Consider the following 24,388-nt stretch of genomic DNA (forward strand, 5'->3'; position numbering starts at 1 on the left):
GGGCCCAGTCCCGAGCCCCGCCTCGAGCCCTGTCCTGAGCCGCGGCGGCAGCACGGCCCGGCTCACTGGGGAATGGTGTCGCCGGGCAGAGCGGCCATCCGGCGTACGAACCAGTCGGACCGGGGGTCGGCGACCGGCTCGACGCGGGCGGAGGCGGCCAGCACGTTGGCGCCGTCGACCCCGGCGAGCACCAGCCCCAGTTCGAGGCCGCTGACCTGGGGCAGGTCGTTCTGCAGTTCGGAGACCCGCCGGATCAGGCGTTCGACGTCATCGACGTCGACCACCTCGCTGCCTCGGTAGCCGAAGAGCATCGGCGAGGCCTTGAGTTCGCGCACCATCGAGGTGGCGTCGCGCTGGCTCAGCGGGGGGATGCGGTAGGACCGGTCGGCGAGCAGCTCGCTGAGCGGGCCGGAGATCCCGAAGGAGACCACGGGACCGAACAGCGGGTCCTCCATCGACCGGATGGTGAGGGGTACGCCGGGTGGCGCGACCCGCTGGACGATGAAGCCGGCCTTCTCCGGCTGCTGGATCAGCTCGGTGAGCTGGTTCCACGCGTCGACCATGTCCTCGGGATTGTCGATCCCCCGCACCACGTGGGCCTGGTCGGGACGCTCCCGGAGGTGCTCCGCGGTGGCCTTGAGCACGACGTCCCAGCCGAGCTCGGCCCCGGCGGCGACCGCCTCGTCGGCGCTGGCGACCGGGACGGAGCGCCACAGGGTGATGTCGTAGGCGGCGAGCAGCTCGGTGAGGTCGGCCTGCCGGATCTGTCCGCCGTTGGGCTCGGCGGAGAGGGCGCGGTTGACGATGAGCCGGGCGGCGGCGATGTCGGCCTCGCCGTCGTCGGGAGCCTGCTGGTCGGGGGTGCGCAGCCACACGCTGTAGTCGACGACCTTGGCCAGGGCCCGCACGGCGCTCTCCACGGCCGGGTAGGACGGCACCGAGCCGCGACCTGCGGTGGAGCCCGCGACGTCGGGCACCCGCAGCAGCTCCGGCACACCCTCGGCCCCCAGGAAGGAGGAGACCAGCGGCTTGTCGGACTGCTCCCCCACCGCGGCGAGCACGTTGGCGATGTCCTCGCCGGACACGTTCAGCGGCGGGATGTACACCGCGATCACGGCGTCCACCTCGGGGTCGTCGATGGCCGAGTCGAGCGCGTCCTCGAAGTCCTCGGCGGTCGGCTCGGCGGACAGTGCGATCTGCTTGTTGACCACCAGGCCGACCCCGGCCGCAGCGTCGGCGGCCAGCAGGCCGAGTGCGTCGGAGTTGCCGACGATCCCCACCCGGCGGCCCCGTGGCAGCGGCTGGTGGGCCAGCAGCTGGGCGACGTCGAACATGTCCTCCAGGGTGTCGACCTGGAGGACGCCGGCCTGCCGGAACATCGCGTCGACCGCCTGCTGGGGCGCCGCGATCCGGCGTACGGCGTGGCCCATCGGCACGCCCTGGGTGGTGCGGCCGGAGCGGACGGCGACGATCGGCTTGCGCAGCGAGACCCGGCGGGCGATCCGGGAGAACTTCCGGGGGTTACCGATCGACTCGAGGTACATCATCACGACCTCGGTGGTGTCATCACCCTCCCAGTACTGGAGGAGGTCGTTGCCGGACACGTCGGCGCGGTTGCCGGCGCTGACGAAGGTGGACAGGCCCAGACCACGCTGCGACACCTTCTCCAAGATGGCCGAGCCGAGCGCACCGGACTGGCAGAAGAAGCCGGCCCGGCCTCGAGGGGGCATCACCGAGGAGAGCGAGCCGTTGATCTTCACCGACTGGTCGGTGTTGATGATCCCGAGCGCGTTGGGGCCGATCAGGCGCAGACCATAGCTGCGGGCCAGGCCGACCAGCCGGCGCTGCCGGCGACGGCCCTCCTCGCCGGTCTCGGCGAATCCGCTGGAGATGACCACCAGCCCATGCACGCCCTTCGCGGCACAGTCCAGGACGACGTCCTGGACCGCCTCGGCGGGCACCGCGACGATCGCCACGTCGACCTCGTCGGGGATGTCCTGCACCGACTTGTACGCCGGCAGCCCGGACACCGCAGAACTGTGCGGGTTGACGACGTAGACCCGACCGGAGAAGTCGGCGGTCACCATGTTGCGCACCAGCAACTGACCGATCGTCTCCTGCCGCCGGCTGGCCCCGATGATGGCGACCGAGGAGGGGTTGAGGAAGCGGTGGATGGAGGCCGCTTCGGCGACGTGCTCGCGTCCCTGCATGACCCCGATGGCGGTCTCGGTGGGCTCGATCGGGAAATCGAGGGAGATGACGCCGTCCTCGTATCCGCTGGCCACCTTGTAGCCGGCGTCCCGGAAGGTCTGGATCATCCGGTTGTTGTCGGGAAGCACGTCGGCGATGAACCGGGAGATGCCGCGCTCCCGTGCCGCCTGGGCGAGGTGCTCGAGCAGGATCTGCGCGATCCCTCGGCCCTGGTGGCGGTCCTCGACCAGGAAGGCGACCTCGGCCTCGCCGGGCCGGACGACGTCGAAGCGGCCGACCGCGATCATCCGCCCCTGGAGGGTCAGCACGAAGGCGACCCGGTCCCGATGGTCCACGTGGGTGAAGCGCTCGATGTCGCGATCGGAGAGCCGCGGCATCGGGGAGAAGAACCGGTAGTACTTCGACTGGTCGGAGACCCGGGCGTAGAACTCCACCAGGAGATCGCGGTCATCCGCGCGGATCGGCCGGATGTGCGCCGTCCTTCCGTCGCGGAGCAGGACGTCTGCCTCCCAGTGCGCGGGAGGTGCGGGCACGTCAGCCGAAGTCACGACCCGAAATGTACCCGCCCACCGCAGGGATTCCCGAGTGCCGCCATGGGGAGCCGATCCCCACGGCAGATTGTGCACAGTTCCGCGTCCCGAACCGTGGAACCGTTTCTAAATGGCCTGGAACGTATGCAATCCTTCGTGACGTCCACCACGTTGCCCTGAATGCGTTCTCGAGGAGCACCCATGGCCACACCCACCGGAACGAACCGCATGCGCGAACCCGTCCGCCGCCCCGGCATCTGGATCGCCCTGGTCCTGATCACGCTCGCCGGGGTGCCCTTCTACCTCCCGGAGGGCACCATCGACCCCATCGTGCTGGGCATCCCACTGTGGATCCTGGGCTCGGTCCTGGCCGCCGTACTCCTCTCGGCCGTCGTGTGCTGGGTCTGCCTGCGTGGCTGGTCGTTGGTCGAGGACGCCGAAGAGGCCGAGCGTGCCGAGCAACTCAAGGCGGCACAGCGATGAACGACCTGGCCTTCGCCGGTACGGCCGGTGTGATCGTTCTCGTCGCCTACGCGGCGATCATGCTCCTGGTGGGCTTCCTGGCCGGACGCGAGCGCCCGGGTTCCAACAAGAGCGTCCGCGGGTACTACCTGGCCGGCAACGGCCTCGGGCTGGTCGCCCTCTTCTTCACGCTCTACGCGACGCAATACAGCGGGAACTCCGTCGTGGGCTATGCACCCACCGGATATCGCATGGGCGTGGCCTGGTGGCAGTCGGTGCCGTTCATGACCAGCATCATCGTGATCTACCTGCTGTTCGCGCCTCGGCTCTACGTCATCGCCAAGCGGGAGGGGTTCGTCACGCCCGTGGACTGGATCCGACACCGGTTCCGCTCCTCGGCCGTGGCCCTCCTCGCCACGATCCTGATGCTGTGGGGTCTGGGCAACTACCTGCTCGAACAACTGGTCGCGATGGGCCACGCGATCGCCGGCCTGACCGGGGAGACGATCCCCTACCAGTTGGGCGTGGTGGGCTTCGTCGTGGTCATGCTCGTCTACTCCTGGGCCGGCGGCATGCGGGCGGTGGCCTACACCGATGTCATGCAAGGCATCGCCCTCCTGGTCGGCATCTTCGCGCTGCTGTTCGGGGTGCTCTACCTGGTCGGCGGCGACCTGGGCAGCGTGACCCAGCAGCTGCGCGAGAGCGATCCCGCCAAGATCGGGGTCCCCGACATGGACACCTCGATCAACTGGTTCTCGATGATCGTGATGATCGGCTTCGGTGCCGCGATGTACCCCCACGCCATCCAGCGGATCTATGCCGCCAGATCCGAGCGGACCCTCAAGCGATCGCTCGCCGCGATGGCCTGGATGCCGCTGCTCACCACCGGTGTGGTCTGTGTGGTCGGGATCGTCGGCATCGTGCTGGTGCCCGGGCTCTCCGATTCCGAGTCCGAGCAGCTCGTGGGCATCCTGGCCAACCGGGTGGCCGACATCAATCCGCTGTTCTGGGTGATCATGGTGATCTTCTTCGGCGGCGTCGTCGCCGCGATCGTCTCCACCGCCGACTCAGCCCTGCTGAGCTTCTCCTCGGTCGTCTCCAGGGACATCTACGCCCGTTACATCGGCCGCGAGTCCAGCGAGCGCGCCCAGGTGATGGTCGGCAAGGTGGCCGGCGTGATCGCCATCGCGATCCTGCTCGTCCTCGCCTGGAACCCGCCGGGTTCCCTGTACGACATCTTCGTGCTCAAGATGGAGCTGATCTCCCAGATCGCACCGGCGTTCATCCTCGGGCTCTACTGGAAGCGGCTCTCCGCCTGGCCGGTGTTCCTCGGCATGCTCACCGGAGCACTGGTGGCCAGCGCGCTCACGATCGTCGGGTCCGACGGCTGGCACGGCGTACCCGGCGGACTGATCGGTCTCGGCGCCAACGTCGTGATCTGCGTCGTCGGTTCGCTCCTCCTCCCCCATCGCGACCCGGAGTCGGCCGACACCGAGCACTACGTGACCCCGGCGGCCCTCGCGACTCCCCCGGCTCGGGTGGAGGCGTGAGCGAGTCCGTCGACGCGCCGTACGCACGGCTGCGCCGAGACCTCCTGGGAGGCCGGTACGCCGAGGGGGACTGGCTGCGGGAGAGCACCCTGGCCGAGCAGCTCGGCACCTCCCGCACCCCCGTGCGCGACGCGCTGCGTCAGCTGCACGGCGACGGGCTCGTCGAGCTCATCCCGAACCGCGGCGCCCGCGTGACCGGCTACGTGCACGCCGCACCCGACGACATCGCGGACCTGCGCACCCTGCTCGAGGGGTACGCCGCGCGTCGGGCCGCCGAGTCCGGCGCCGCCGACCTCGCCCGTCTGGAGGAGTTGTGCGCGGCGATGGAGACGGCCTATGCGCGGCCCGGGGATTCCTCGGCCGAGCTCACCGACCTCAACCTGGCCTTCCACGCCGAGATCCACCGCGGCGCCGGCAACGCACTACTACCCGGCGTGCTCGAGGGGATCATCGCGATCGGCCTGGTGCGCCGCGCCTTCCACAGCTACGACGACGAGCGCACCCGGCTCAGCTTCATCCAGCATCGAGAACTCCTCCGCGCCCTCTCCGCCCGAGACGGGGACTGGGCGGAGGCGGTCATGGTCGCCCACATCCGGGGCGCCCACGACGCCGTGCACCATTCGACCCCCCAGCCAGACCCCTCACCCCACCCCGAAACCCGGAGGCCCACCCATGTCTGAGACCCGGACCGAGACCCCCCGCCCCGCCGAGTCCGGCGGCCCGCTCGCCGGCTACCGCGTGATCGAGGCCGGCACCCTCATCGCCGGCCCTTTCTGCGGCCAGCTGCTCGGTGACTTCGGAGCCGAGGTGATCAAGGTCGAGGACCCGCGGCACGGCGACCCGATGAGGGGCTGGGGCACCCGCACCGCCGACGGCACCGCGCTGAGCTGGCCGGTCATCGCGCGCAACAAGCGCTCGGTCACCTGCGACCTGCGCTCGGAGCGGGGGCAGCAGTTGATGCGCGACCTGATCGCCACCGCCGACGTACTGGTGGAGAACTTCCGGCCGGGCACCCTCGAGCGTTGGGGCATGGGGTACGACGAGCTGCGGGCGATCAACCCCGGCCTGGTGGTCGTGCGCGTCACCGGGTATGGCCAGACCGGGCCGTATGCCTCCCGGGCCGGCTTCGGCTCGGTGGGCGAGGCGATGGGCGGGGTCCGCTACATCAGCGGGGAGCCGGACCGCGCCCCGAGCAGGATCGGCATCACCCTGGGCGACTCGCTGGCCGGCACGTTCTCCGCCTACGGCGCGGTGATGGCGCTGCTCGCCCGGGAGCGCACCGGTCAGGGGCAGGTCGTGGACACCGCGATCTACGAGGCGGTCTTCGCCCTGATGGAGTCGCTGATCGCCGAGTGGCAGCACGCCGGCCACCGTCGCGAGCGCACCGGCCCGATCCTGCCCGGGGTCGCGCCCAGCAACGTCTACCCCACCGCGGACGACTCGCAGATCATCATCGGCGCCAACCGCGACACCGTCTTCGTCCGCCTGTGCGAGGCGATGGGCCGCCCCGAGCTGGGCACCGAGGGCCCCTACGTCACGCACGAGGGACGCGGTGAGCACCAGACCGAGCTGGACGAACTGATCGCCGACTGGACGCGTACCCAGGCCGCCGACGACGTCCTGGAGACCCTGCACGAGGCGGGGGTCCCGGCGGGCCTGATCTACACCGCCGAGGACATGCTCGCCGACCCGCACTTCGCTGCCCGGGAGGCGATCACCACCCTCACCCACCGCACCCTGGGAGACTTCAGCATGCAGAACGTCACGCCCAAACTCTCCGGCACCCCCGGCGCGCTGCGCTGGGTCGGCCCCGAGCTGGGCGAGCACAACGACGAGGTGTACGGCGGCCTGCTCGGACTGGACGAGGCCACCCGTCGTCAGCTCGCCGACGACGGCGTCATCTGACCGGCTCGCGCGAAGGAGGAATCAGCATGACGATCGAGATCTGTGAGGTCGGCCCGCGCGACGGGCTGCAGAACGAACCCGAGGTGCTCGGTGCCCAGGTGCGGGCCGAGTTGGTCACCCGGCTGGGCCGGACCGGCGTGCCGCGCATCGAACTGGGCAGCTTCGTCAACCCGAAGCGGGTCCCCCAGATGGCCGACCCCGAGGTCGTCGACGGCCGCGCGGAGCTGCCCGACGGCGTGACCAGATCAGCGCTGGTGCTCAACGAGCGCGGCTACGACCGGCTCACCGACACCGCCGTCAGCGAGGTGCACATCGCGTTCTGCGTCACCGAGACGTTCAACCAGCGCAACCAGGGATGCAGCGTCGAGGAGTCGGCGACCGCGACCCGGCGCATCATCGAGCGTGCCCGGGCGGACGGGCGGCGGGTCACGGTGACCCTGGCCGCGTCGTTCGGGTGCCCCTTCGAGGGTGAGGTCGACCCCGGCCGGGTGCTCGGCCTCGCCGAGGAGATCGCGACCGCGGACGAGATCCTGTTCGCGGACACGATCGGGGTCGGCGTACCCCGGCAGGTGAAGCGCCTGCTCGGCGGTGCTGCCCATCTCGGCCGCCCCCTGGGGCTGCACCTGCACAACACCCGCAACACCGGGTACGCCAACGCCTACGCGGCGGTCGAGGCGGGCGTGAGCGTCCTGGACGCCTCGGTCGCCGGGCTGGGCGGGTGCCCGTTCGCGCCGAACGCCACCGGCAACATCGCCACCGAGGACCTCGTCTACCTGCTCGAACGCGAGGGCGTGGACACCGGGGTGGACCTGGACGCCGTGATCGGTGTGAGCCGCTGGGTGGGCGAGATCCTCGGCCGCGAGCTGACCGGCCTGCTGCACCGCGCCGGCCCCTTCCCGGCGAGCCCCTGACCCAGCCGTCGGTGCCACCGGGGAGAATGCCCCCATGGCACGCCGTAGGACCAAGGTGGATCTCCCCGACGACGACTTCGAGGAGCACATCCTCGACACCGACATCAAGCAGGAGATGGAGTCGTCGTTCCTGGAGTACGCCTACTCCGTCATCTACTCCCGCGCCCTCCCCGACGCCCGCGACGGGCTCAAGCCCGTCCAGCGCCGGATCCTCTACACGATGAACCAGATGCGGCTCTTCCCCGACCGCGGTCACGTGAAGAGCGCCCGGGTGGTCGGTGAGGTGATGGGTCGTCTCCACCCGCACGGCGACTCGGCCATCTACGACGCCCTGGTGCGCCTGGCCCAGTCGTGGACCATGCGGCTCCCGATGATCGACGGGCACGGCAACTTCGGGTCACCGGACAACGGTCCGGCCGCGATGCGTTACACCGAGTGCCGGATGGACCCTCCTGCGCTGGCGATGACGAGCAGCATCGAGGAGAACACGGTCGACTTCCGGCCCAACTACGACTCGCGTGAGCTGGAGCCGAGCGTGCTGCCGGCGGCCATCCCCAACCTCGTGGTCAACGGCACCACCGGCATCGCGGTCGGCATGGCCACCAATATGGCCCCGCACAATCTGGTCGAGGTGGTCAACGCTCTGCGCGAGCTGATCAAGCGGCCGGGTCTGAGCACCGACGACCTGATGCGGTTCGTGCCCGGGCCCGACCTGCCCACCGGCGGGGCGATCGTGGGCCTGGAGGGCATCCGCGATGCCTACGAGACCGGTCGCGGCTCGTTCAAGATCCGGGCCAGCGCCACCATCGAGCCAAGCGGCCGGCGCAAGGCGATCGTGGTCACCGAGCTGCCCTACGGGGTGGGCGCGGAGAAGGTGATCGAGCGGATCAAGACCCTGGTGCAGTCCAAGAAGATCACCGGGATCGCGGATCTGAAGGACCTCACCGACATGGCCAACGGCACCCGGCTGGTCATCGAGCTGAAGAACGGCTTCGTCCCGGAGGCGCTGCTCGAGCAGCTCTACAAGCTGACCCCGCTGGAGGACTCCTTCGGCATCAACAACGTCGCCCTGGTCGACGGCCAGCCGCGCACGCTCGGCCTCAAGGAGCTGCTCGAGGTCTTCCTGGCCCACCGCTACGAGGTGGTCCGCCGGCGCACCCAGTTCCGGCGGGACAAGGCCGCCGACCGCCTCCACCTGGTCGAGGGCCTGCTCCTCGCCATCCTCGACATCGACGAGGTCATCCAGCTGATCCGCAGCTCCGACAACGCGCCCGAGGCCAAGCAGCGGCTGCAGTCGGTCTTCGACCTCTCCGAGGTCCAGGCCGAGTACATCCTCGACATGGCGCTACGGCGACTGACCAGGTTCTCCAAGATCGAGCTGGAGAAGGAGCAGACCGAGTTGCAGCGCACCATCGAGGAGCTCGACGCGATCCTCGCCGACGAGCAGCTGCTGCGCCGGGTCGTCTCCGACGAGCTGGCCGAGGTCGCCAAGACCTACGGCACCCCTCGGCGTACCGTCCTGCTGGAGTCGGCCGGCGCCCCCGCACTGGCCGCCGCCTCGGTCGAGGTCCCCGACGACCCCTGCTACGTCTTCCTCTCCTCGACCGGTCTGATCGCCCGCACCACCAACGCCGACCACCTCGGCTCCGGTGGTGAGCGCACCCAGCACGACGTCATCGTCTCCACCGTGCGCACCACCGCCCGGGCCGACATCGGGGTCGTCACCACCCGCGGGCGGCTGCTGCGGCTGGGCGTCATCGACCTGCATGCGGTCACCGCGTCGGCCTACGAGCCGAACGTCAACGGCGGCCTGCCGCTGTCCACCTACCTCACCTTCGAGGACGGCGAGCAGGCCCTGGCCCTGTGCTCGCTGACCGGTGAGGGGCTGGGCCTCGCCCTCGGCACCCGCGACGGTGTGGTCAAGCGCACCAACCCGGAGGTGCTGTCCAAGGACGAGTGGGAGGTGATCCGGCTGGCCGAGGGCGATGAGGTCGTCGGCGCGGTGGAGCTGCGCACCGGGGAGGAGTCACTCTGCTTCATCACCTCCGAGGCGGCGCTGCTGCACTTCTCGGCCGGGTTGGTCCGACCCCAGGGTCGTACCGGCGGCGGAGTCGCCGGGATCAAACTGTCCGGTGGTGCGAAGGTCGTCCACTTCGGCGCTCTGGACCCCGACACCGGGGTGGTGGTGACCGTCGCCGGCTCCTCCACCGCACTCCCGGGCACCGAGGCCGGCTCGGTCAAGGTCACCCCGTTCGTCGAATACCCCGCCAAGGGCCGGGCCACCGGCGGCGTCCGCTGTCACCGCTTCCTCAAGGGGGAGGACGCGTTGGTCTTCGGCTGGGCCGGTCCGGCCCCCGCCCGCGCAGCTGCCGCCAGCGGATCGGCGGTCGAGCTCCCCCCGGCTGAGGGACGCCGGGACGGCTCCGGCTTCGCCCCGGACCAGCCGATCGCCCGCGTCTCCGGCCCGGTCACACTGACCCTCGGGATCACCGCGGACGCCGGCGATCCTCCCCACCCCGGCAACTCCGCCACGGAAGGCTGACCGATGGCCACTCTCACCACCCGACGCCGCCGATCGCTCTGGCTGGCCGGCGCCCTGGTCGCGCTGGGGGCGCTGGCAGCCTGCTCGGGAGGCTCCGACACCCCGGAAGCCGACCCCGACGAGGTCCTGGCCGACGCCAAGGCCACCCTCGACGACACCTCCGGCGTACGCATCGAGCTGACCAGCTCCGATCTTCCCGAGGACGTCACCGGGCTGATCGCGGCGGAGGGCGCGCTCACCCGGGCCCCCGCCTTCGAGGGCGAGATCGTGGTCCGCGCGATGGGCTTCGAACCCAGGGTCCCGGTCGTCGCGGTGGATGCTGCCGTGTTCGCACAGCTTCCCCTGACCCAGGGGTGGCAGAAGATCGACCCCGGCGAGTACGGCGCACCCGACCCGGCCGCGCTGATCGCCGCCGACGGTGGCCTCTCCGACCTGCTCATCGAGACGACCGGGGTCGAGGCCGGCGAGAGCGTGCGCGGAGGCGCGGACAACACCGAGGTGCTGACCACCTACTCCGGCACCGTGCCCGCCGACGCCATCGCGACGGTGTTCCCCTCCACCTCCGGTGAGGTCGAGGCCACCTACACGATCACCGAGGACGGCGAACTCCGCACCGCCGAACTCACCGGCGACTTCTACGGCTCCGACGCGGCGATCACCTACACCGTGACCCTGGACGACTACGGGCTCGAGCAGGAGATCAGCGCCCCGTGACCTCGCCCGGGAGTCCGGCCGAGCCCTCCCACCGGACCGGCCACACCCGCGCGCTGCTCACCCTGGCCGCGGTCGCGGTGGCCTTCGCCGCCGCCGACACCTACGTGGTCGTGCTCGCCCTGCCGGACCTCATGCAGGGCGTCGGACTCTCCGTCGACGAACTCCAGCGGGCGGCGCCGATCGTCTCCGGCTTCCTGCTCGGGTACGTCGCGATGCTGCCGCTCATCGGCCGGATCTCCGATCTCCGCGGCAGGGTGCCCGTCCTGGTCGCAGGCCTGGTGGTCTTCGCGGCCGGCTCCCTGGTGACCGCCCTCGCCTACGACCTGCCCTCGCTGGTCTGCGGCCGGTTCTTCCAGGGGGTCGGCGGTGGTGCGCTGGTGCCGGCGACCCTGGCGCTGGTCGCCGACCTCTACCCCGTCGAGAGGCGCGGCGTCCCGCTCGGCCTGGTCTCGGCCGTCCAGGAGATCGGCAGCGTGCTGGGGCCCCTGCTCGGCGCCGTCGTGTTGGCGGTCGCCGACTGGCGGGCGATCTTCGGGCTCAACCTGGTGGTCGGCGCCGTCCTGGCGGTCGCGATCGGGCGATTGCGCCGCGTCGACGCGGGCCCCCCGGCCGATCCGTCGTCCGGACGGCGGGTCGACGTGCTCGGCCTGGTGCTGCTGTGCGCAGCCGTCGCCGCTGGGGTCCTGACCGCGGTGCGCCCCGAGCCGATCCTGCGTGACCTCACCTGGGGACAGCTCTACATCCCGGTCCCCGGTCTCTCCCCCTTCGGACGCTGGGTCACCCCGCTGGGTCTGGCCACGATCGCGCTGCTGGCCGGCTTCGTGCTCCGGTGCCTGTTCGCCGCCCGCCCCGCGGTGGACCTGCGGGGCTGGTGGCGGGCCGCACGCACCGCGGACCTGCCCGGCGCCGTACTGCTCGCCGTCGCCCTGGGCGGCGTGATCCTCACCTTCGCCACGGCCGACCCGCAGGTGGAGCTGATCTCCCCGCAGGGCGGCTGGTATCTCGCCGGTTCCGCGGTGGCCACCATCGCCCTGGTGGTCCACCTGCGTCGTACTCCCGACCCACTGATCCCGACCGCGACTCTGCGTCCCCGCGCCGCCTGGGGCGGGGTACTGGTCAGCTTCTTCGTCGGAGCGGCCCTGGTGGCCGCGCTCATCGATATCCCGCTCTTCGCCCGCACCACCGTCCACTCCGACAGTCAGCTGATGGCCGCGCTGGTGCTGGTCCGGTTCCTGATCGCGCTGCCGGCGGGCGCCGTGGTCGGTGGCTGGCTGCTGCGCCGACTCGGCGCCGGCATCGTGGCCGGCGTCGGGATGCTCCTGGCCGCGGCCGCCTTCGTGCTGATGAGCCGCTGGGACCTCGACAGTCTCGCCCACTTCTCGGCGACGGTCCCGCTGCTGCTCGGCGGGTTCGGCTTCGGCCTGGCGCTGGCCCCGGTCAATGCCGCGGTCCTGGCCGTGACCGCACCGGCCGTGCACGGTCTTGCCGGTGCGCTGGTCGTGGTGGCCCGCATGATCGGCATGCTGGTCGGGATCTCGGCGCTCACCGCGCTCGGTCTGCGCCGCTACTACGCCGAGCAGGCGGATGTGCCCCCGGCCGCCGAGGTATGCGGCGGGCCGACCCGGTGCGACGCCTACAACGACCTCCTCCAGCAGGCCGGCATCGCCCAGGAGCAGGTCGTCTTCGCCGGAGCGGCCGTGTGTGCCGTCCTGGCCGCGGTACTCGCGATCGCGCTCTTCCGCGGCGCGCCGACCCGCGAACTGCCGGCTGGTGAGGCGCTTCGCGGCCACCGCTGATCCGTGCGGGAAGCGTCTCCGATACCTTCGTGCCCATGGGCAACTTCGACGACCTCCTCGCTGCGAACCAGACCTATGCCGCTGACTTCCACCTGGGTGGGTTCGACGGCATCGCCAAGGCCGGAGTGGCCATCGTGACCTGCATGGACTCGCGCATCGACCCGCTGCGCATCGTGGGGCTCTCCCCCGGCGACGCCAAGATCCTGCGCAACCCGGGCGGCCGCGTCACACCGCAGGCGCTGGAGGCCCTGGTGCTCGCCGTCCACCTGCTCAACGTCGACCGCGTCGTGATCATCCCTCACACCCGCTGTGCGGTCGCCAGCAACTCCGAGGAGGAACTGCGCGCCAAGGTGTCGGAGGCGGCCGGTCAGGACGCCTCCTGGCAGCCGCTGCACGTCATCACCGACCAGGTCGCCGAGCTCCACCACGACGTGCAGAAGGTGCGCTCGCACCCCCTGATCCCCGACACCATCCAGGTCGGCGGGTTCATCTACGACGTCGACACCGGGCTGCTGGAGCAGAAGTTCTGATCGGTACCTGAGACCGGCCCCACCGGTTCCCACTCCTTCGCGCAGCAGCGCCTCGGCGTGCCAGTCGGGGAGAACGTGTCCGACCACCTCGAGCACCCGGCGCCGATCGGTCGAATCGGGCAGGGGTCTGGTCGTGCACTGGCGAGCGGATCAGCCGCCGTGGGGCCGGCCCTCCCCGTCGGCCGCACGCCAGGGGTCGGCGAGTTCGGCGACCTCCCGCAGGCTCGCGAGCAGCTCGCCCATCCGCGCGTCGCCGAGGTGATCGCGCCAGCGGCGGAGCTCGGTCCGCACCGCCGAGTCGGCCTCGGGCACCATCGCCAGCGCGGGTTCGGTGAGGCGCACCAGGCGGGCCCGGCCGTCCCGGGGGTCCGGCACCCGCTCGACGTGGCCGGACGCCGCCAACTGGTCCACGAGATGGGCCGCGGTCTGCTTGGTGACCCGGCTCTGTGCCGCCAGCTCGGTGATCCGGCTCCCCCCGGGCGCGATCCTCGCCAGCAGCCGGGACTGCGCGAGGGTGATCGTGGCCCCCGCAGCGACGGCCGCGTCGTAGGCGACCTCCTCGAGTCGGCGGGAGGCCACGAACAGCAGGATCCCGAGTTCTGTACCCCGGTCGACTGAGGACACTTGACGGTTCCCTTCGGGCGTGTCAGATTAGTCAGATATTCTGACTATAGCTGATCGGACCGTCATGGACAGTGACACCCTGTGGGCACACACCGATCGCGAGCGGGCATCCCTGTGCGACCTGCTCACCGGTCTCACCCCGGAGCAGTGGTCGACCCCGTCGCTGTGCCGGGGCTGGACGGTCCGTGACGTCGCCGCGCACCTCTCCATGGCTCAGCTGACCCTCCCCCAGGCGATGGGCCCCCTGCTCCGCGCCGGCCTGCGGTTCAACACGATGATCCGCGACAGCGCGAAGAGGAATCCACTGACCCACGACCAGATCGTGGCGAGGATCCGAAGCTTCGAGGGGACCAGGAAGCGGGCTCCCTTCATCAGCGAGAAGGAACCCCTCCTGGACATCCTCGTCCACACCCAGGACATCTGCGTGCCGCTCGGCGTGGACCGACGGGTGCCGAGCGACGCGGCGGTGGTCGCGCTCGAGCGCATCCTCGAGCTCAACCACACCCGAGTGCGGCTCCGTCGCCCCCTCGACGGCGTCCGGCTGGTCGCCACCGACGCCGACTGGGCCACCGGTCAGGGGCCGGTCGTCGAGGGAGAGCTCCGCTGGCTCCTCCTGCTCGCCGCCGGGCGCGAGGTCGCGCGCGATCACCTCGCCGGAGCGCTCGAGGCGGTCTGAGCCCGGAGCCACGGATCGTCGCCGTCGCGAGCGCCACCAGACGGCTGGGCGGGCAAGGCCGAGTGCCGAAGGTCCGTCGAGGTGCGACAACGCGGCCGGCACGCCCGGATCGCGGCGCGCAGCAGGCGAAGGATCCGCGGATCCAGGCCGAGGTCCCACACGGGTCACCTCAGGGACGTGGCCGCCACCTCTTCCACAGCGCCTCCGCCTCGGCCCGGGTCTTGCCTTCCCACTCCAGACGCACCCGCGCGGTGATGGCATCCTCGCTCGCCTCAAGCGTCTCGGCCACCAGCTCGACCTGCTCGCTCAGCGGAGCCGGACGCCGATAGCGCACATCGAGGCCCGCCGTGACGTAGGCCAGTTTGGAGCCGTCCGGCGCGCGCCACCCGTGGTCGTACGCCGTGTGGTGGACCGCTGCCGCGCTGTGACAGTCCAGCAACGTCGCGATGATCCCGCCGTTGAGGAACCCGCCGCCGTTGTCGTGTTCGGGCCAGGGCAGGAACTGCGCCACGACCGTGCCGTCGCCGGCGGGGAAGCTGCGCAGTCTCAGCCCCTTCGGGTTGGCCGGGCCGCAGCCGAAACAGGTCATGCCGGCGAAATAGGTCTCCTGCAGGGAAGGCTCGCTCACGCCCTCCACCCAACACCCTGCCGGACGCGGCCGCTACCGCACCCCTGGATGCGGCTCAGCGGACGAGCTCTTCGCCGGCGTACAGGTTGAAGCCGTCGTCCCGCACCATCCCGGCCAGCAGCAGTCCGTGCTCCCTCGCCAGGTCGACGGCGAGGGAAGAGGGCGCCGAGACCGCCACCAATCCCACGACGCCGGCGGCCATCGCCTTCTGCACCAGCTCGAAGGAGACCCGGCCGCTGACCACGAGGAGTCGGTCACTGGCCGGCAGGGCGCCGTCCAGCAGCGCGCGGCCGACGGCCTTGTCGACGGCGTTGTGCCGCCCGACGTCCTCGAAGACCCGATCGATGGCGCCCTCCGCGGTGGCCAGGCCGGCCGCATGCAGCCCTCCGGTGCGGGCGAAGACCCGCTGCTGGGCGCGCAGCGTCCCGGGCAGCCCGGCGAGCACCTCGCCGGTCACCTGCCAGCCGTCCCGGCGTGCGTGGCTCGTGCGGAGACCGGAGAGGTCGACCACGTCGGCCGAGCACACGCCGCATGCGGAGGAGGTGACGAACGCGCGGGCGCGCGGTGCCCTCACCCCCTCACGCAGCCGGGCGAGAACCCGGTCGGTGTCGTGGTCACGACAGGCCCGCAGACTGACCAGGTCCTCGGGCCGGCGTACGCCGCGCGCATCCGGGTCTCCTGCGGTCTCCACGCACAGCCATCCGGCCGCGAGTTCGAGGTCGTGGCCCGGGGTGCGCATCACGGTGGCGAGCACCTCGCCCCCGGGCGCGACGCCGGGGCCCTCCAGCCCCAGCACCAGGGGATCCTCGACCGCCAGGTCGTCACCCCGCGGCCGCCCGCGACGGACGATCGCGCGCCGCGTGGTCATCACCGCCATGATCCCAATCTAGGCCCCCGCCCGACGCCCCGCCGAACCCGGTGCCGGATAGGTTGGAGAGGTGGGACGACGAGCAGACCGGCACCAGCAGAACCCCGCCGATGGCAGGACCCGGCCCGAGGAGAGCCTCGAGGTCACGCCACAGGAGCACACCGCGGTCGGTGTCCCGGGCATCGCCCACGCGATGGACTACGCCCTGCGGGAGATGGGTCCCGCCCGCAGCGCCCGGACACTGCTCGCGCTGAATCAGGACGGCGGCTTCGACTGCCCCTCCTGCGCCTGGCCCGATCCCGGGCCGGGCAAGCGCAAGCACGCCGAGTTCTGCGAGAACGGCGCCAAGGCGGTCGCCTGGGAGGCCACCCGAAAGCGGGTCGGCCCCGAGTTCTTCGCCGAGCACCCGGTCGCCTGGCTGCGGGACCAGACCGGTCACTGGCTGGAGAAGCAGGGGCGGCTGAGCCAACCGATGTACCTCGCCGAGGGCGCGAGCCACTACCGGCCGATCACCTGGGACGACGCCCTCGCGCTGATCGCCGACCGGCTGCGTGCTCTCCCCTCCCCCGACCGGGCCGCGTTCTACACCAGCGGCCGGGCCTCCAACGAGGCGGCCTTCGTCTATCAGCTGCTGGCCCGCAGGCTGGGCACCAACAACCTGCCCGACTGCTCCAACATGTGTCACGAGTCCAGCGGCACCGCCCTGACCCAGACGATCGGGATCGGCAAGGGCACCGTCACCTACGAGGACCTCGCCGAAGAGTCCGAGCTGATCATCATCGTCGGACAGAACCCCGGCACCAATCACCCCCGCATGCTCACAGCTCTGGAGGAGGCCAAGCAGCGCGGCGCCCGGATCGTCTCGGTCAACCCGCTGGCCGAGGCCGGGCTCACCCGCTACAAGAACCCGCAGACCGTGCGCGGCCTCGCCGGGCGCGGCACCGCGATCGCCGACCGGCATCTCGCCGTACGGGTCGGGGGCGACCAGGCCCTGTTCGCCGGGCTCAACAAGATCCTCGTCGAGCGCGATGCGCTGGACCACGACTTCCTCGATCGCTACACCGACGGGTACGCCGAGGCCGCCGCGTCCTGGGCGGACCTGGCCTGGGCCGACCTCGAGGAGCAGTCCGGTCTGCGGCGTACCACCCTGGAGGCGCTGGCCGACGAGGTGGCCTCCTCCGAGCGGGTGATCGTCTGCTGGGCGATGGGGCTCACCCAGCATCGCAACGCGGTTCCCACGATCCGCGAACTGGTCAACTTCCTCCTACTTCGCGGCAACATCGGCCGTCCCGGCGCCGGGGCATGCCCGGTGCGCGGCCACAGCAACGTACAGGGCGACCGCACCATGGGGGTGTGGGAGAAGATGCCCGACGTCTTCCTGGACGCGCTGGGCGAGGAGTTCGACTTCGACCCTCCGCGCCGGCACGGGTTCGACACCGTCGACAGCATCCGGGCGATGCGCGACGGGCTGATCGACGTCTTCGTCGCGCTGGGCGGCAACTTCGTCGCTGCCACCCCTGACAGTGCCGTCACCGAGGCAGCCCTGGCACGGGTCGGGCTCACCGTGCAGATCGCCACCAAGCTCAACCACTCCCACCTCCACCACGGCCGGGAGGCACTGATCCTCCCCTGCCTCGGGCGCAGCGAGCGGGACCTGCGACCCGGCGGCGAGCAGTTCGTCACCGTGGAGGACTCGATGAGCATGGTGCACACCTCCCGCGGCCGGCTCCTGCCCGGCTCCGCGGAACTGCGTAGCGAGGTCGCCATCGTGACGGGGATCGGTGAGGCCCTCTTCGGCTCCGAGGGAGGCATCGACTGGCGCGGGCTGGGCGAGGACTACCCCCGGATCCGCCGCCACATCGAGCACGTCGTACCCGGCTTCCACTCCTTCGAGGAGCGGCTCACCCAGCCGGGCGGATTCCAGTTGCCCAACGGCCCGCGCGACTCCCGTTCCTTCGCCACCGCCACCGGGAAGGGCCGGCTCACGGTCAATCCGCTCGAGCCGCTCGAGGTGCCCGAGGGGCACCTGATCCTGCAGACCATCCGCTCCCACGACCAGTTCAACACCACGATCTACGGGCTCGACGACCGCTACCGGGGCATCCGCGGCGGACGCCGGGTGGTGCTGGTCAATCCCGATGACCTTCGGGCGCTCGGGCACAGCGACGGCGACGTCGTCGACCTGGTGAGCATCTGGCACGACCGCGAAGGCGCCCCGCCGCAGGAGCGACGCGCCCCGGGGTTCCGGGTGGTCGCGTACGGCACCCCGCGGCACTGCGCGGCGGCGTACTTCCCGGAGGCGAACGTGCTGGTGCCCCTCGACTCCACCGCGGCCGAGTCCAACACACCGACCTCCAAGTCGGTCATCATCCGGCTCGAACCGGCCGGCTGAGGGCGACTGCGACTCCGGCGTCTGGGCGGAAGGTCAGGCGGCGTCGATCAGCGCCGCCGCTGCCTCACGGTGCAAGACCCCGGAGATGCTCGGCGAGCACGACGTCCACGTACGCGTCGCCCCAGTCGCCGTCCCGCCAGGCGGCGGCGAGCGCGGCGGGATCGGGGACGGCGTCCAGCCGGTCGAGCAGGCGGTCCACGGCCGCGCCGACCTCGCCCGCCGAGGTACGGTCCTCGACTGCCAGCGGGACGTCGAGGAGGAGCGGACAGTCCACGGCGCCGCCCTCGGGCTCCGGCACCAGATCGTGCACCCAGCAGCCGACCTCGAAGACGAGATCGGCCTCGGGTTGCGGCCCACTGGACCGCAACGAGACGAACCAGGTCAGCTCATCGTGCCGAAGCCGCCACGCACCCTTGCGCAACGGCACCTTGCGCGCCTTGAACGCCTTCGCGGCAGCCGTCCGGACCGCCTTCTGCTGCATCATCTCGACCGCTCAGGCGTCGATCGCGTCGACGTCGACCTCGTAGGCGCCCTGCACGATGAAGTCCTTGCGCGGCGCCACCTCCGAGCCCATCAGGAGCTCGAAGACCTCGGCCGCGACGTCGGCGTCATCGACGGTCAGGCGGCGGAGGGTACGGCGACGCGGGTCCATCGTGGTCTCGGCCAACTGATCGGCGTCCATCTCACCCAGACCCTTGTACCGCTGCACAGGGTCCTTCCAGTTCATCTTCTTCTTCGACAGCTCCGCGAGCTTCCGCTGCAGTTCGTCGTCGGAATAGGTGTAGACGTACTTATCCATGCCCTTCTTGGGATTGGTCAGCTCGATGCGGTGCAACGGCGGCACCGCGGAGTAGACCCGTCCCGCCGCGATCATCTCCGGCATGTACTTGAAGAACAACGTCGCCAACAGGGTGCGGATGTGCGACCCGTCGGAGTCGGCATCGGCCATGAAGATGATCCGGCCGTAGCGGCGCGCGTCCAGGTCGAAGGAGCGTCCCGACCCGGCACCGACCACCTGGATGATCGAGGCACACTCGGCGTTCTTCAGCATGTCGGCCACCGAGGCCTTCTGCACGTTGAGGATCTTGCCCCGGATCGGCAGCAGCGCCTGGAACTCGGCGTTGCGGGCGTACTGCGCGGTGCCCAGCGCCGAGTCACCCTCCACGATGAACAACTCGGTGCGATCGTTGTCACCCGAGCGGCAGTCGCGCAGCTTCGAGGGGAGGGAGGAGGACTCGAGGGCGTTCTTCCGACGCTGGGTCTCCTTGTGCTGGCGCGCGGCGATCCGGGTCTTGGAGGCACCGAGCACCTTCTCCATGACCAGCTTCGCCTGCTGCTTGCGCGCGCCCTTGGACTCGGTGAGGAACGTCTTGAGTTCCTGGGCGACCACCTTGCGCACGACGGTGCGAGCCGACGGCGTACCGAGGATCTCCTTGGTCTGCCCCTCGAACTGGGGCTCGGCCAGGCGGACCGTGACCACGCTGGTCAGCCCTTCGAGGACGTCGTCCTTGACCACGTCGGTGTCGTTGACCTTGAGCACCTTGGTCGAGCGCATCGCGTCGTTGAAGGTCTTGGTCAGGGCCTGCTCGAATCCGCTCACGTGGGTGCCGCCCTTCGGCGTGGCGATCACGTTGACGAAGGACCGGACCTCGTTGTCGTAGCCGCTGCCCCAGCGGACGGCGACATCGACCTTCAACTCCCGCTCGACGTCCTGCGGGCTCATGTGGCCCTGGTCGTCGAGCATCGGCACGGTCTCGGTGAACGTGTCGGCGCCCTGCAGCCGGAGTACGTCGGTGACCGGCTCGTCCTTGGCGAGGAACTCCGCGAACTCCGCGATCCCGCCGTCGTGGCGGAACTTCTCCTCCACCGGCTCGGGGCCACGCTGGTCCCGGATCACCAGCTCCAGACCGGGCACGATGAAGGAGGTCTGCCGTGCTCGGGCGATGAGCTCGTCGAGCAGGAACCCGGCGTCCTTGGTGAAGATCTGCCGATCCGGCCAGAACCGGACCAGGGTCCCGCTCCTGCCCTTGGCGACCCGCTTGCCGGTCCGGGTCAACCCGCTCTGGGGGGCGAAGGATGCCTTCGGCCCCTCCCCCTCGAAGACGCCGGGCAGCCCGCGCTGGAAGGAGAGCCCCTTCCGCGAGGGGGACCGGTCCACGTCGATGTCCATCCGCGAACTCAGGGCGTTCACCACCGAAAGACCCACGCCGTGCAGGCCGCCGGTCGCGGCGTAGGAGGACCCGCCGAACTTGCCGCCGGCGTGCAGCTTGGTGGCGACCACCTCGACGCCGGGCAGGCCGGTCTTGGGCTCCTTGTCGGTCGGGATGCCCCGGCCGTCGTCGTACACCTCGACCGAACCGTCGGGGTGCAGGGTGACCTCCACCCGACCGGCGTGACCGGCCAGCGCCTCGTCGACACCGTTGTCGATGATCTCCCAGACGCAGTGCATGAGGCCGCGGGTGTCCGTGGACCCGATGTACATGCCCGGGCGCTTGCGAACCGCCTCGAGGCCTTCCAGGACGAGAAGGTGCGCGGCGTTGTACGTGTTGTCGATCGTGGGGCTCCTAGCAGTTGTGACGCACCGCTGAATGTACCCGCGACACGCCGCCCGGCCCTGTTCCCACACCCGTTCGGGCGCAACTAGCGTGATGCACATCTACCGGCTGCGTCCCGTGGGCGCCACAGGGAGGAGGCACGAGCGTCGCGGTCCGATCCGACCTCGGGTCCGACGACTGGGATCCAAGTACCGAATGCGAAGCATCCGTGATGGGATTCAGGTGAGGTGAACCACGTGGGGGCGGGAATCTTGTGTCCCCGGGTTACGTTCTCTCTGTGTCACCGACAGATCAGAAATGAGGCCGATGTGACCACTGCCGTTGCCCCCAGCACCCCGCTGTCCGCCCTGGACCGCTGCGACCGTTGCGGCGCCCAGGCCTACCTGCGGGTCGAGCTCCAGTCGGGCGGTGAGCTGCTCTTCTGCGCACACCACGCACGTGAACACGGAGAAAAGCTCAAGGAGATCGCCGTCAACGTCGTCGACGAGACCCACAAGCTTGCCGGCGGTCCCAGCGAGGCCGCCACCACTGAGTCCTGAACCGACTCACCACCGAGCAACACCTACGGGCCCCGGAGAGTTCCGGGGCCCGTAGGCATCTTCAGAGCCGATGAGGAGCGCCGAGCGTGAGCACCGTGCTGGTCACCGTCCTGGTCTCGCTGGCGATCGCGGTCGGCCTGGCCGGGATCGTCGTACCGATCCTCCCCGGCGTCCTGCTGATCGCCGTCGCGCTGTTCTGCTGGGCACTGTTCACCGGCGGCACCACCGCCTGGGTCGTCTTCGGCCTGGCCCTCGCGATCCTGCTGGTGGGCCAGGTGGTGAAGTACCTCATCCCCGGGAAGCGACTCAGTAGCAACGACATTCCGGCGAGCACCCAGTGGTTGGGCGTGCTGCTCGGCGTCGTCGGCTTCTTCGTCATCCCGGTCGTCGGGCTGTTCATCGGGTTCCCGATCGGCGTCTACCTCGCCGAGTGGCACCGGGTCGGCCACGACCGGGCCTGGAACTCGACCGTGCACGCCCTGAAGGCCCTCGGGCTCAGCATCGTGATCGAGCTGATCTCCGCGCTGATCGCGGTGCTGGTCTGGGTCTGCGGATTGGTCGCGCTGGCACTCACCTGATCCGACACCTCGACCGAAACCAGCAACGGCCATCCCGGAATCCGGGAGGGCCGTCGCATGATCTCGGCTGGATCAGTCCAGGTAGTCGCGCAGGACCTGGGAGCGCGAGGGGTGGCGCAGCTTGGACATGGTCTTGGACTCGATCTGGCGGATCCGCTCGCGGGTCACGCCGTACACCTTGCCGATCTCGTCGAGCGTCTTCGGCTGGCCGTCGGTCAGGCCGAAGCGCATCGAGACCACACCGGCCTCACGCTCGGACAGGGTGTCCAGGACGGCGTGGAGCTGCTCCTGGAGCAGGGTGAAGCTGACCGCGTCGGCGGGCACGATGGCCTCGGAGTCCTCGATCAGGTCACCGAACTCGGAGTCGCCGTCCTCGCCCAGCGGGGTGTGCAGCGAGATCGGCTCACGGCCGTACTTCTGCACCTCGATGACCTTCTCCGGGGTCATATCGAGCTCCTTGGCCAGCTCCTCCGGGGTGGGCTCGCGGCCCAGATCCTGGAGCATCTGACGCTGGACCCGGGCCAGCTTGTTGATGACCTCGACCATGTGCACGGGGATACGGATCGTGCGCGCCTGATCGGCCATCGCCCGCGTGATCGCCTGCCGGATCCACCAGGTGGCGTAGGTGGAGAACTTGTAGCCCTTGGTGTAGTCGAACTTCTCGACCGCACGGATCAGACCGAGGTTGCCCTCCTGGATGAGATCCAGGAAGAGCATGCCGCGGCCGGTGTAGCGCTTGGCGAGGGAGACGACCAGCCGGAGGTTGGCCTCCAGCAGGTGGTTCTTGGCCCGCTTGCCGTCCTCGGCGATCCACTCGAGCTCCTCGAGCAGCTTGGGGCTGATCTTGCCGCCCTTGGCGAGCTTCTCCTCCGCGAAGAGGCCGGCCTCGATCCGCTTGGCGAGCTCGACCTCCATCTCGGCGTTGAGCAGCGGAACCTTGCCGATCTGCTTGAGGTAGTCCTTCACCGGGTCGGCGGTCGCGCCCGCGACCATGACCTGCTGCTCGGGCTCGTCGGTGTCATCGGAGGTGGAGACGACGAAGGAGGCCTCCTTCTCGTCCTCCTTGATCGTCGGGTCGGCCTTGAGATCCTTCTCGAACTGCTCATCGGAGATGTCGGGAAGGATCTTCTTGCCGTCCGGCCCGATCTTGACCTCTTCGGCCGGAAGCTCGACCTCGACCGCCTCGACCTCGGCAGCCTGCGCCTGCGCGCTGGCGGACGTCTTCGCCGGCTTCTTCGCGGCCGGCGAGGCGGGAGCGGCCGCCTTCTTCGGCGCGGCCTTCTTGGCGGAGGCCTTCGCGGTGGCAGTGCCCTTGCGGGTGGTCGCGGCCACCGCGCGGGAGGCCCCTGCGCCGATGTCGACCGAGATCCCCAACGCGCTCAGATGCATCATCAGCGACTTGAGGTGGCGCGGCTCAACCGCGGCATCCTCGGTCGCCTGTCGGACCTCTTCGGGAGTGACCCGGCCAGCCGGCTGACCAGTCTGGATGAGGGTCACGACGGCGGGGTGCGCGAGCACCTCAGCTGGGATCTTGCGTGCGTTCGAGGACACGAACACCTCTCGTGAACTGGCTTCGGGGCGCGGCCATGCCCGGTGTCGTCAAGAGCCGCTCCGTCATTCTGCCACGGCCCTCAAACAGTCGCGGCATCGACCTGCCCGCCACGGAGGGCCGATCCGCTCACACGGCAGCCTCCACGTCATGGCTGCTCCGTCTTGGCCGTCTTGGCCGTCTTGGCCGCCTTGGCTGCGGCCTTCATCTCCTTCTTGTGGTCACGCACCTTCTGCAGCGAAGCCCCGTCGACCACGTCGGCGACCGAGCGATAACCCTCCAGCGCGTAATCACCCACGACCTGCTCCCACCCCGGCGGCCGGACGCCGAGCTGCTTGGCCAGCAGGGCGACGAAGATCCGGGCCTTCTGTTGACCGAACCCGGGGAGAGCCTGGACCCGCCGCAGCAAATCCCGGCCGGTGCTCGCCTCGGTCCACAGCCGCGATGCGTCCCCGCCGTACTCCCGCAGCACGAGGGCTGCGAGCTCCTGGAGGCGCGCAGCCATCGAACCGGGGAAGCGATGGATCGCAGGCGTCTGGGCACAGAGGGCGGCGAACTCCTCCGGGTTGGCCGCGGCGATCTCGGCGGGATCGAAGGACCCGAACCGTTCGGCCACCTTGGCCGGCCCGCGGAAGGCGTGCTCCATGGGGTATTGCTGATCGAGCATCATGCCGACCAGCAGGGCGAACGGGTCCTCGGAGAGGATCTGGTCAGCGGCCGGGTCGCCGGTGATCTGCAAGGTGACCATGTCTCCCATCATCGCACCCACGAGCGGCGCGAACCCCCGCAGGCGAGCGCCCTGCGCTGCTCGAGGTGGACGCGGTCCGA

At 70.2% G+C, this 24,388-nt stretch carries 21 protein-coding genes; 13 read left to right on the plus strand and 8 right to left on the minus strand.

From position 1 onward, the window contains the following. Nucleotides 1-62: 62 nt before the first annotated feature. Nucleotides 63-2,759 (minus strand): bifunctional acetate--CoA ligase family protein/GNAT family N-acetyltransferase, encoded by a 2,697-nt coding sequence (locus G515_RS0101665; protein WP_028658726.1) that lies wholly within the window; start codon nucleotides 2,757-2,759, stop codon nucleotides 63-65. A 183-nt stretch (nucleotides 2,760-2,942) separates the two neighbouring features. On the opposite strand from G515_RS0101665, the gene G515_RS0101670 reads away from it, so the two are divergent. From G515_RS0101670 to G515_RS0101710, 9 genes are read left to right on the plus strand one after another with little or no spacing between them, the layout of a single operon-like run. Then, nucleotides 2,943-3,224, plus strand: a complete 282-nt coding sequence (locus tag G515_RS0101670) for a hypothetical protein (RefSeq protein ID WP_028658727.1) — start codon at nucleotides 2,943-2,945, stop codon at nucleotides 3,222-3,224. Then, nucleotides 3,221-4,753 carry a sodium:solute symporter family protein gene (locus G515_RS0101675; protein WP_028658728.1) on the plus strand — a complete coding sequence of 511 codons (1,533 nt, stop codon included), beginning with the start codon at nucleotides 3,221-3,223 and terminating at the stop codon, nucleotides 4,751-4,753. The genes G515_RS0101670 and G515_RS0101675 overlap by 4 nt, the downstream gene beginning before the upstream one ends. After that, nucleotides 4,750-5,433 carry a GntR family transcriptional regulator gene (locus G515_RS23225; protein ID WP_051217730.1) on the plus strand — a complete coding sequence of 228 codons (684 nt, stop codon included), beginning with the start codon at nucleotides 4,750-4,752 and terminating at the stop codon, nucleotides 5,431-5,433. The genes G515_RS0101675 and G515_RS23225 overlap by 4 nt, the downstream gene beginning before the upstream one ends. Next, on the plus strand, nucleotides 5,426-6,658 hold the full coding sequence (locus G515_RS0101685; protein ID WP_051217731.1) for a CaiB/BaiF CoA transferase family protein: 1,233 nt from the start codon (nucleotides 5,426-5,428) through the stop codon (nucleotides 6,656-6,658). The genes G515_RS23225 and G515_RS0101685 overlap by 8 nt, the downstream gene beginning before the upstream one ends. Before the next feature lie 26 nt (nucleotides 6,659-6,684). After that, nucleotides 6,685-7,569 carry a hydroxymethylglutaryl-CoA lyase gene (locus G515_RS0101690; RefSeq protein WP_028658730.1) on the plus strand — a complete coding sequence of 295 codons (885 nt, stop codon included), beginning with the start codon at nucleotides 6,685-6,687 and terminating at the stop codon, nucleotides 7,567-7,569. Nucleotides 7,570-7,603: 34 nt separating this feature from the next. After that, the gene (locus tag G515_RS19035) at nucleotides 7,604-10,111 is read left to right on the plus strand and encodes a DNA gyrase/topoisomerase IV subunit A (protein ID WP_051217732.1); all 2,508 of its coding nucleotides are present in this window, start codon (nucleotides 7,604-7,606) and stop codon (nucleotides 10,109-10,111) included. Nucleotides 10,112-10,114: 3 nt separating this feature from the next. After that, nucleotides 10,115-10,825, plus strand: coding sequence for an LppX_LprAFG lipoprotein (locus G515_RS0101700; protein WP_051217733.1), 711 nt, complete (start codon nucleotides 10,115-10,117; stop codon nucleotides 10,823-10,825). After that, on the plus strand, nucleotides 10,822-12,621 hold the full coding sequence (locus G515_RS0101705) for an MFS transporter (protein ID WP_051217734.1): 1,800 nt from the start codon (nucleotides 10,822-10,824) through the stop codon (nucleotides 12,619-12,621). Before G515_RS0101700 ends, G515_RS0101705 begins: the two co-directional genes overlap by 4 nt. Nucleotides 12,622-12,656: 35 nt before the next feature. Further along, entirely contained in the window at nucleotides 12,657-13,151 is a 495-nt protein-coding gene (locus tag G515_RS0101710; protein ID WP_028658733.1) for a beta-class carbonic anhydrase, read from the plus strand. A gap of 150 nt (nucleotides 13,152-13,301) precedes the next feature. On the opposite strand, the gene G515_RS19040 is transcribed toward G515_RS0101710, so the two are convergent. Then, entirely contained in the window at nucleotides 13,302-13,775 is a 474-nt protein-coding gene (locus G515_RS19040) for a MarR family winged helix-turn-helix transcriptional regulator (protein WP_036553761.1), read from the minus strand. 64 nt (nucleotides 13,776-13,839) lie between these two features. On the opposite strand from G515_RS19040, the gene G515_RS0101720 reads away from it, so the two are divergent. Continuing rightward, the gene (locus tag G515_RS0101720) at nucleotides 13,840-14,451 is read left to right on the plus strand and encodes a maleylpyruvate isomerase family mycothiol-dependent enzyme (RefSeq protein ID WP_028658734.1); all 612 of its coding nucleotides are present in this window, start codon (nucleotides 13,840-13,842) and stop codon (nucleotides 14,449-14,451) included. A 169-nt stretch (nucleotides 14,452-14,620) separates the two neighbouring features. On the opposite strand, the gene G515_RS0101725 is transcribed toward G515_RS0101720, so the two are convergent. Together G515_RS0101725 and G515_RS0101730 are read right to left on the minus strand one after the other, a co-directional pair. Beyond that, entirely contained in the window at nucleotides 14,621-15,079 is a 459-nt protein-coding gene (locus tag G515_RS0101725; protein WP_028658735.1) for a PaaI family thioesterase, read from the minus strand. A 55-nt stretch (nucleotides 15,080-15,134) separates the two neighbouring features. Next, the gene (locus G515_RS0101730; protein ID WP_245565138.1) at nucleotides 15,135-15,947 is read right to left on the minus strand and encodes a formate dehydrogenase accessory sulfurtransferase FdhD; all 813 of its coding nucleotides are present in this window, start codon (nucleotides 15,945-15,947) and stop codon (nucleotides 15,135-15,137) included. Between the two features lie 70 nt (nucleotides 15,948-16,017). Here G515_RS0101730 and G515_RS0101735 point away from each other — a divergent pair, with 70 nt between their 5' ends. Beyond that, nucleotides 16,018-18,339: an FdhF/YdeP family oxidoreductase gene (locus G515_RS0101735; protein ID WP_028658737.1), complete on the plus strand. Its 2,322-nt coding sequence runs from the start codon at nucleotides 16,018-16,020 to the stop codon at nucleotides 18,337-18,339. 64 nt (nucleotides 18,340-18,403) lie between these two features. On the opposite strand, the gene G515_RS0101740 is transcribed toward G515_RS0101735, so the two are convergent. Together G515_RS0101740 and G515_RS0101745 are read right to left on the minus strand one after the other, a co-directional pair. Next, nucleotides 18,404-18,823, minus strand: a complete 420-nt coding sequence (locus tag G515_RS0101740) for a hypothetical protein (protein WP_028658738.1) — start codon at nucleotides 18,821-18,823, stop codon at nucleotides 18,404-18,406. Between the two features lie 9 nt (nucleotides 18,824-18,832). After that, nucleotides 18,833-20,929: a DNA gyrase/topoisomerase IV subunit B gene (locus G515_RS0101745; RefSeq protein WP_051217855.1), complete on the minus strand. Its 2,097-nt coding sequence runs from the start codon at nucleotides 20,927-20,929 to the stop codon at nucleotides 18,833-18,835. 273 nt (nucleotides 20,930-21,202) lie between these two features. On the opposite strand from G515_RS0101745, the gene G515_RS0101750 reads away from it, so the two are divergent. Together G515_RS0101750 and G515_RS0101755 are read left to right on the plus strand one after the other, a co-directional pair. Next, complete coding sequence (locus G515_RS0101750) at nucleotides 21,203-21,433, plus strand: DUF7455 domain-containing protein (protein ID WP_028658740.1); 231 nt, start codon at nucleotides 21,203-21,205, stop codon at nucleotides 21,431-21,433. A gap of 86 nt (nucleotides 21,434-21,519) precedes the next feature. Continuing rightward, nucleotides 21,520-22,011, plus strand: coding sequence for a DUF456 domain-containing protein (locus G515_RS0101755; RefSeq protein ID WP_028658741.1), 492 nt, complete (start codon nucleotides 21,520-21,522; stop codon nucleotides 22,009-22,011). A gap of 72 nt (nucleotides 22,012-22,083) precedes the next feature. On the opposite strand, the gene G515_RS0101760 is transcribed toward G515_RS0101755, so the two are convergent. Beyond that, nucleotides 22,084-23,568 carry an RNA polymerase sigma factor gene (locus G515_RS0101760; RefSeq protein ID WP_028658742.1) on the minus strand — a complete coding sequence of 495 codons (1,485 nt, stop codon included), beginning with the start codon at nucleotides 23,566-23,568 and terminating at the stop codon, nucleotides 22,084-22,086. Nucleotides 23,569-23,708: 140 nt separating this feature from the next. Further along, nucleotides 23,709-24,317: an HhH-GPD-type base excision DNA repair protein gene (locus G515_RS0101765; RefSeq protein WP_211220918.1), complete on the minus strand. Its 609-nt coding sequence runs from the start codon at nucleotides 24,315-24,317 to the stop codon at nucleotides 23,709-23,711. Nucleotides 24,318-24,388: the final 71 nt, after the last annotated feature.

Source organism: Nocardioides insulae DSM 17944, assembly GCF_000422825.1.
GTDB lineage: Bacteria > Actinomycetota > Actinomycetes > Propionibacteriales > Nocardioidaceae > Nocardioides > Nocardioides insulae.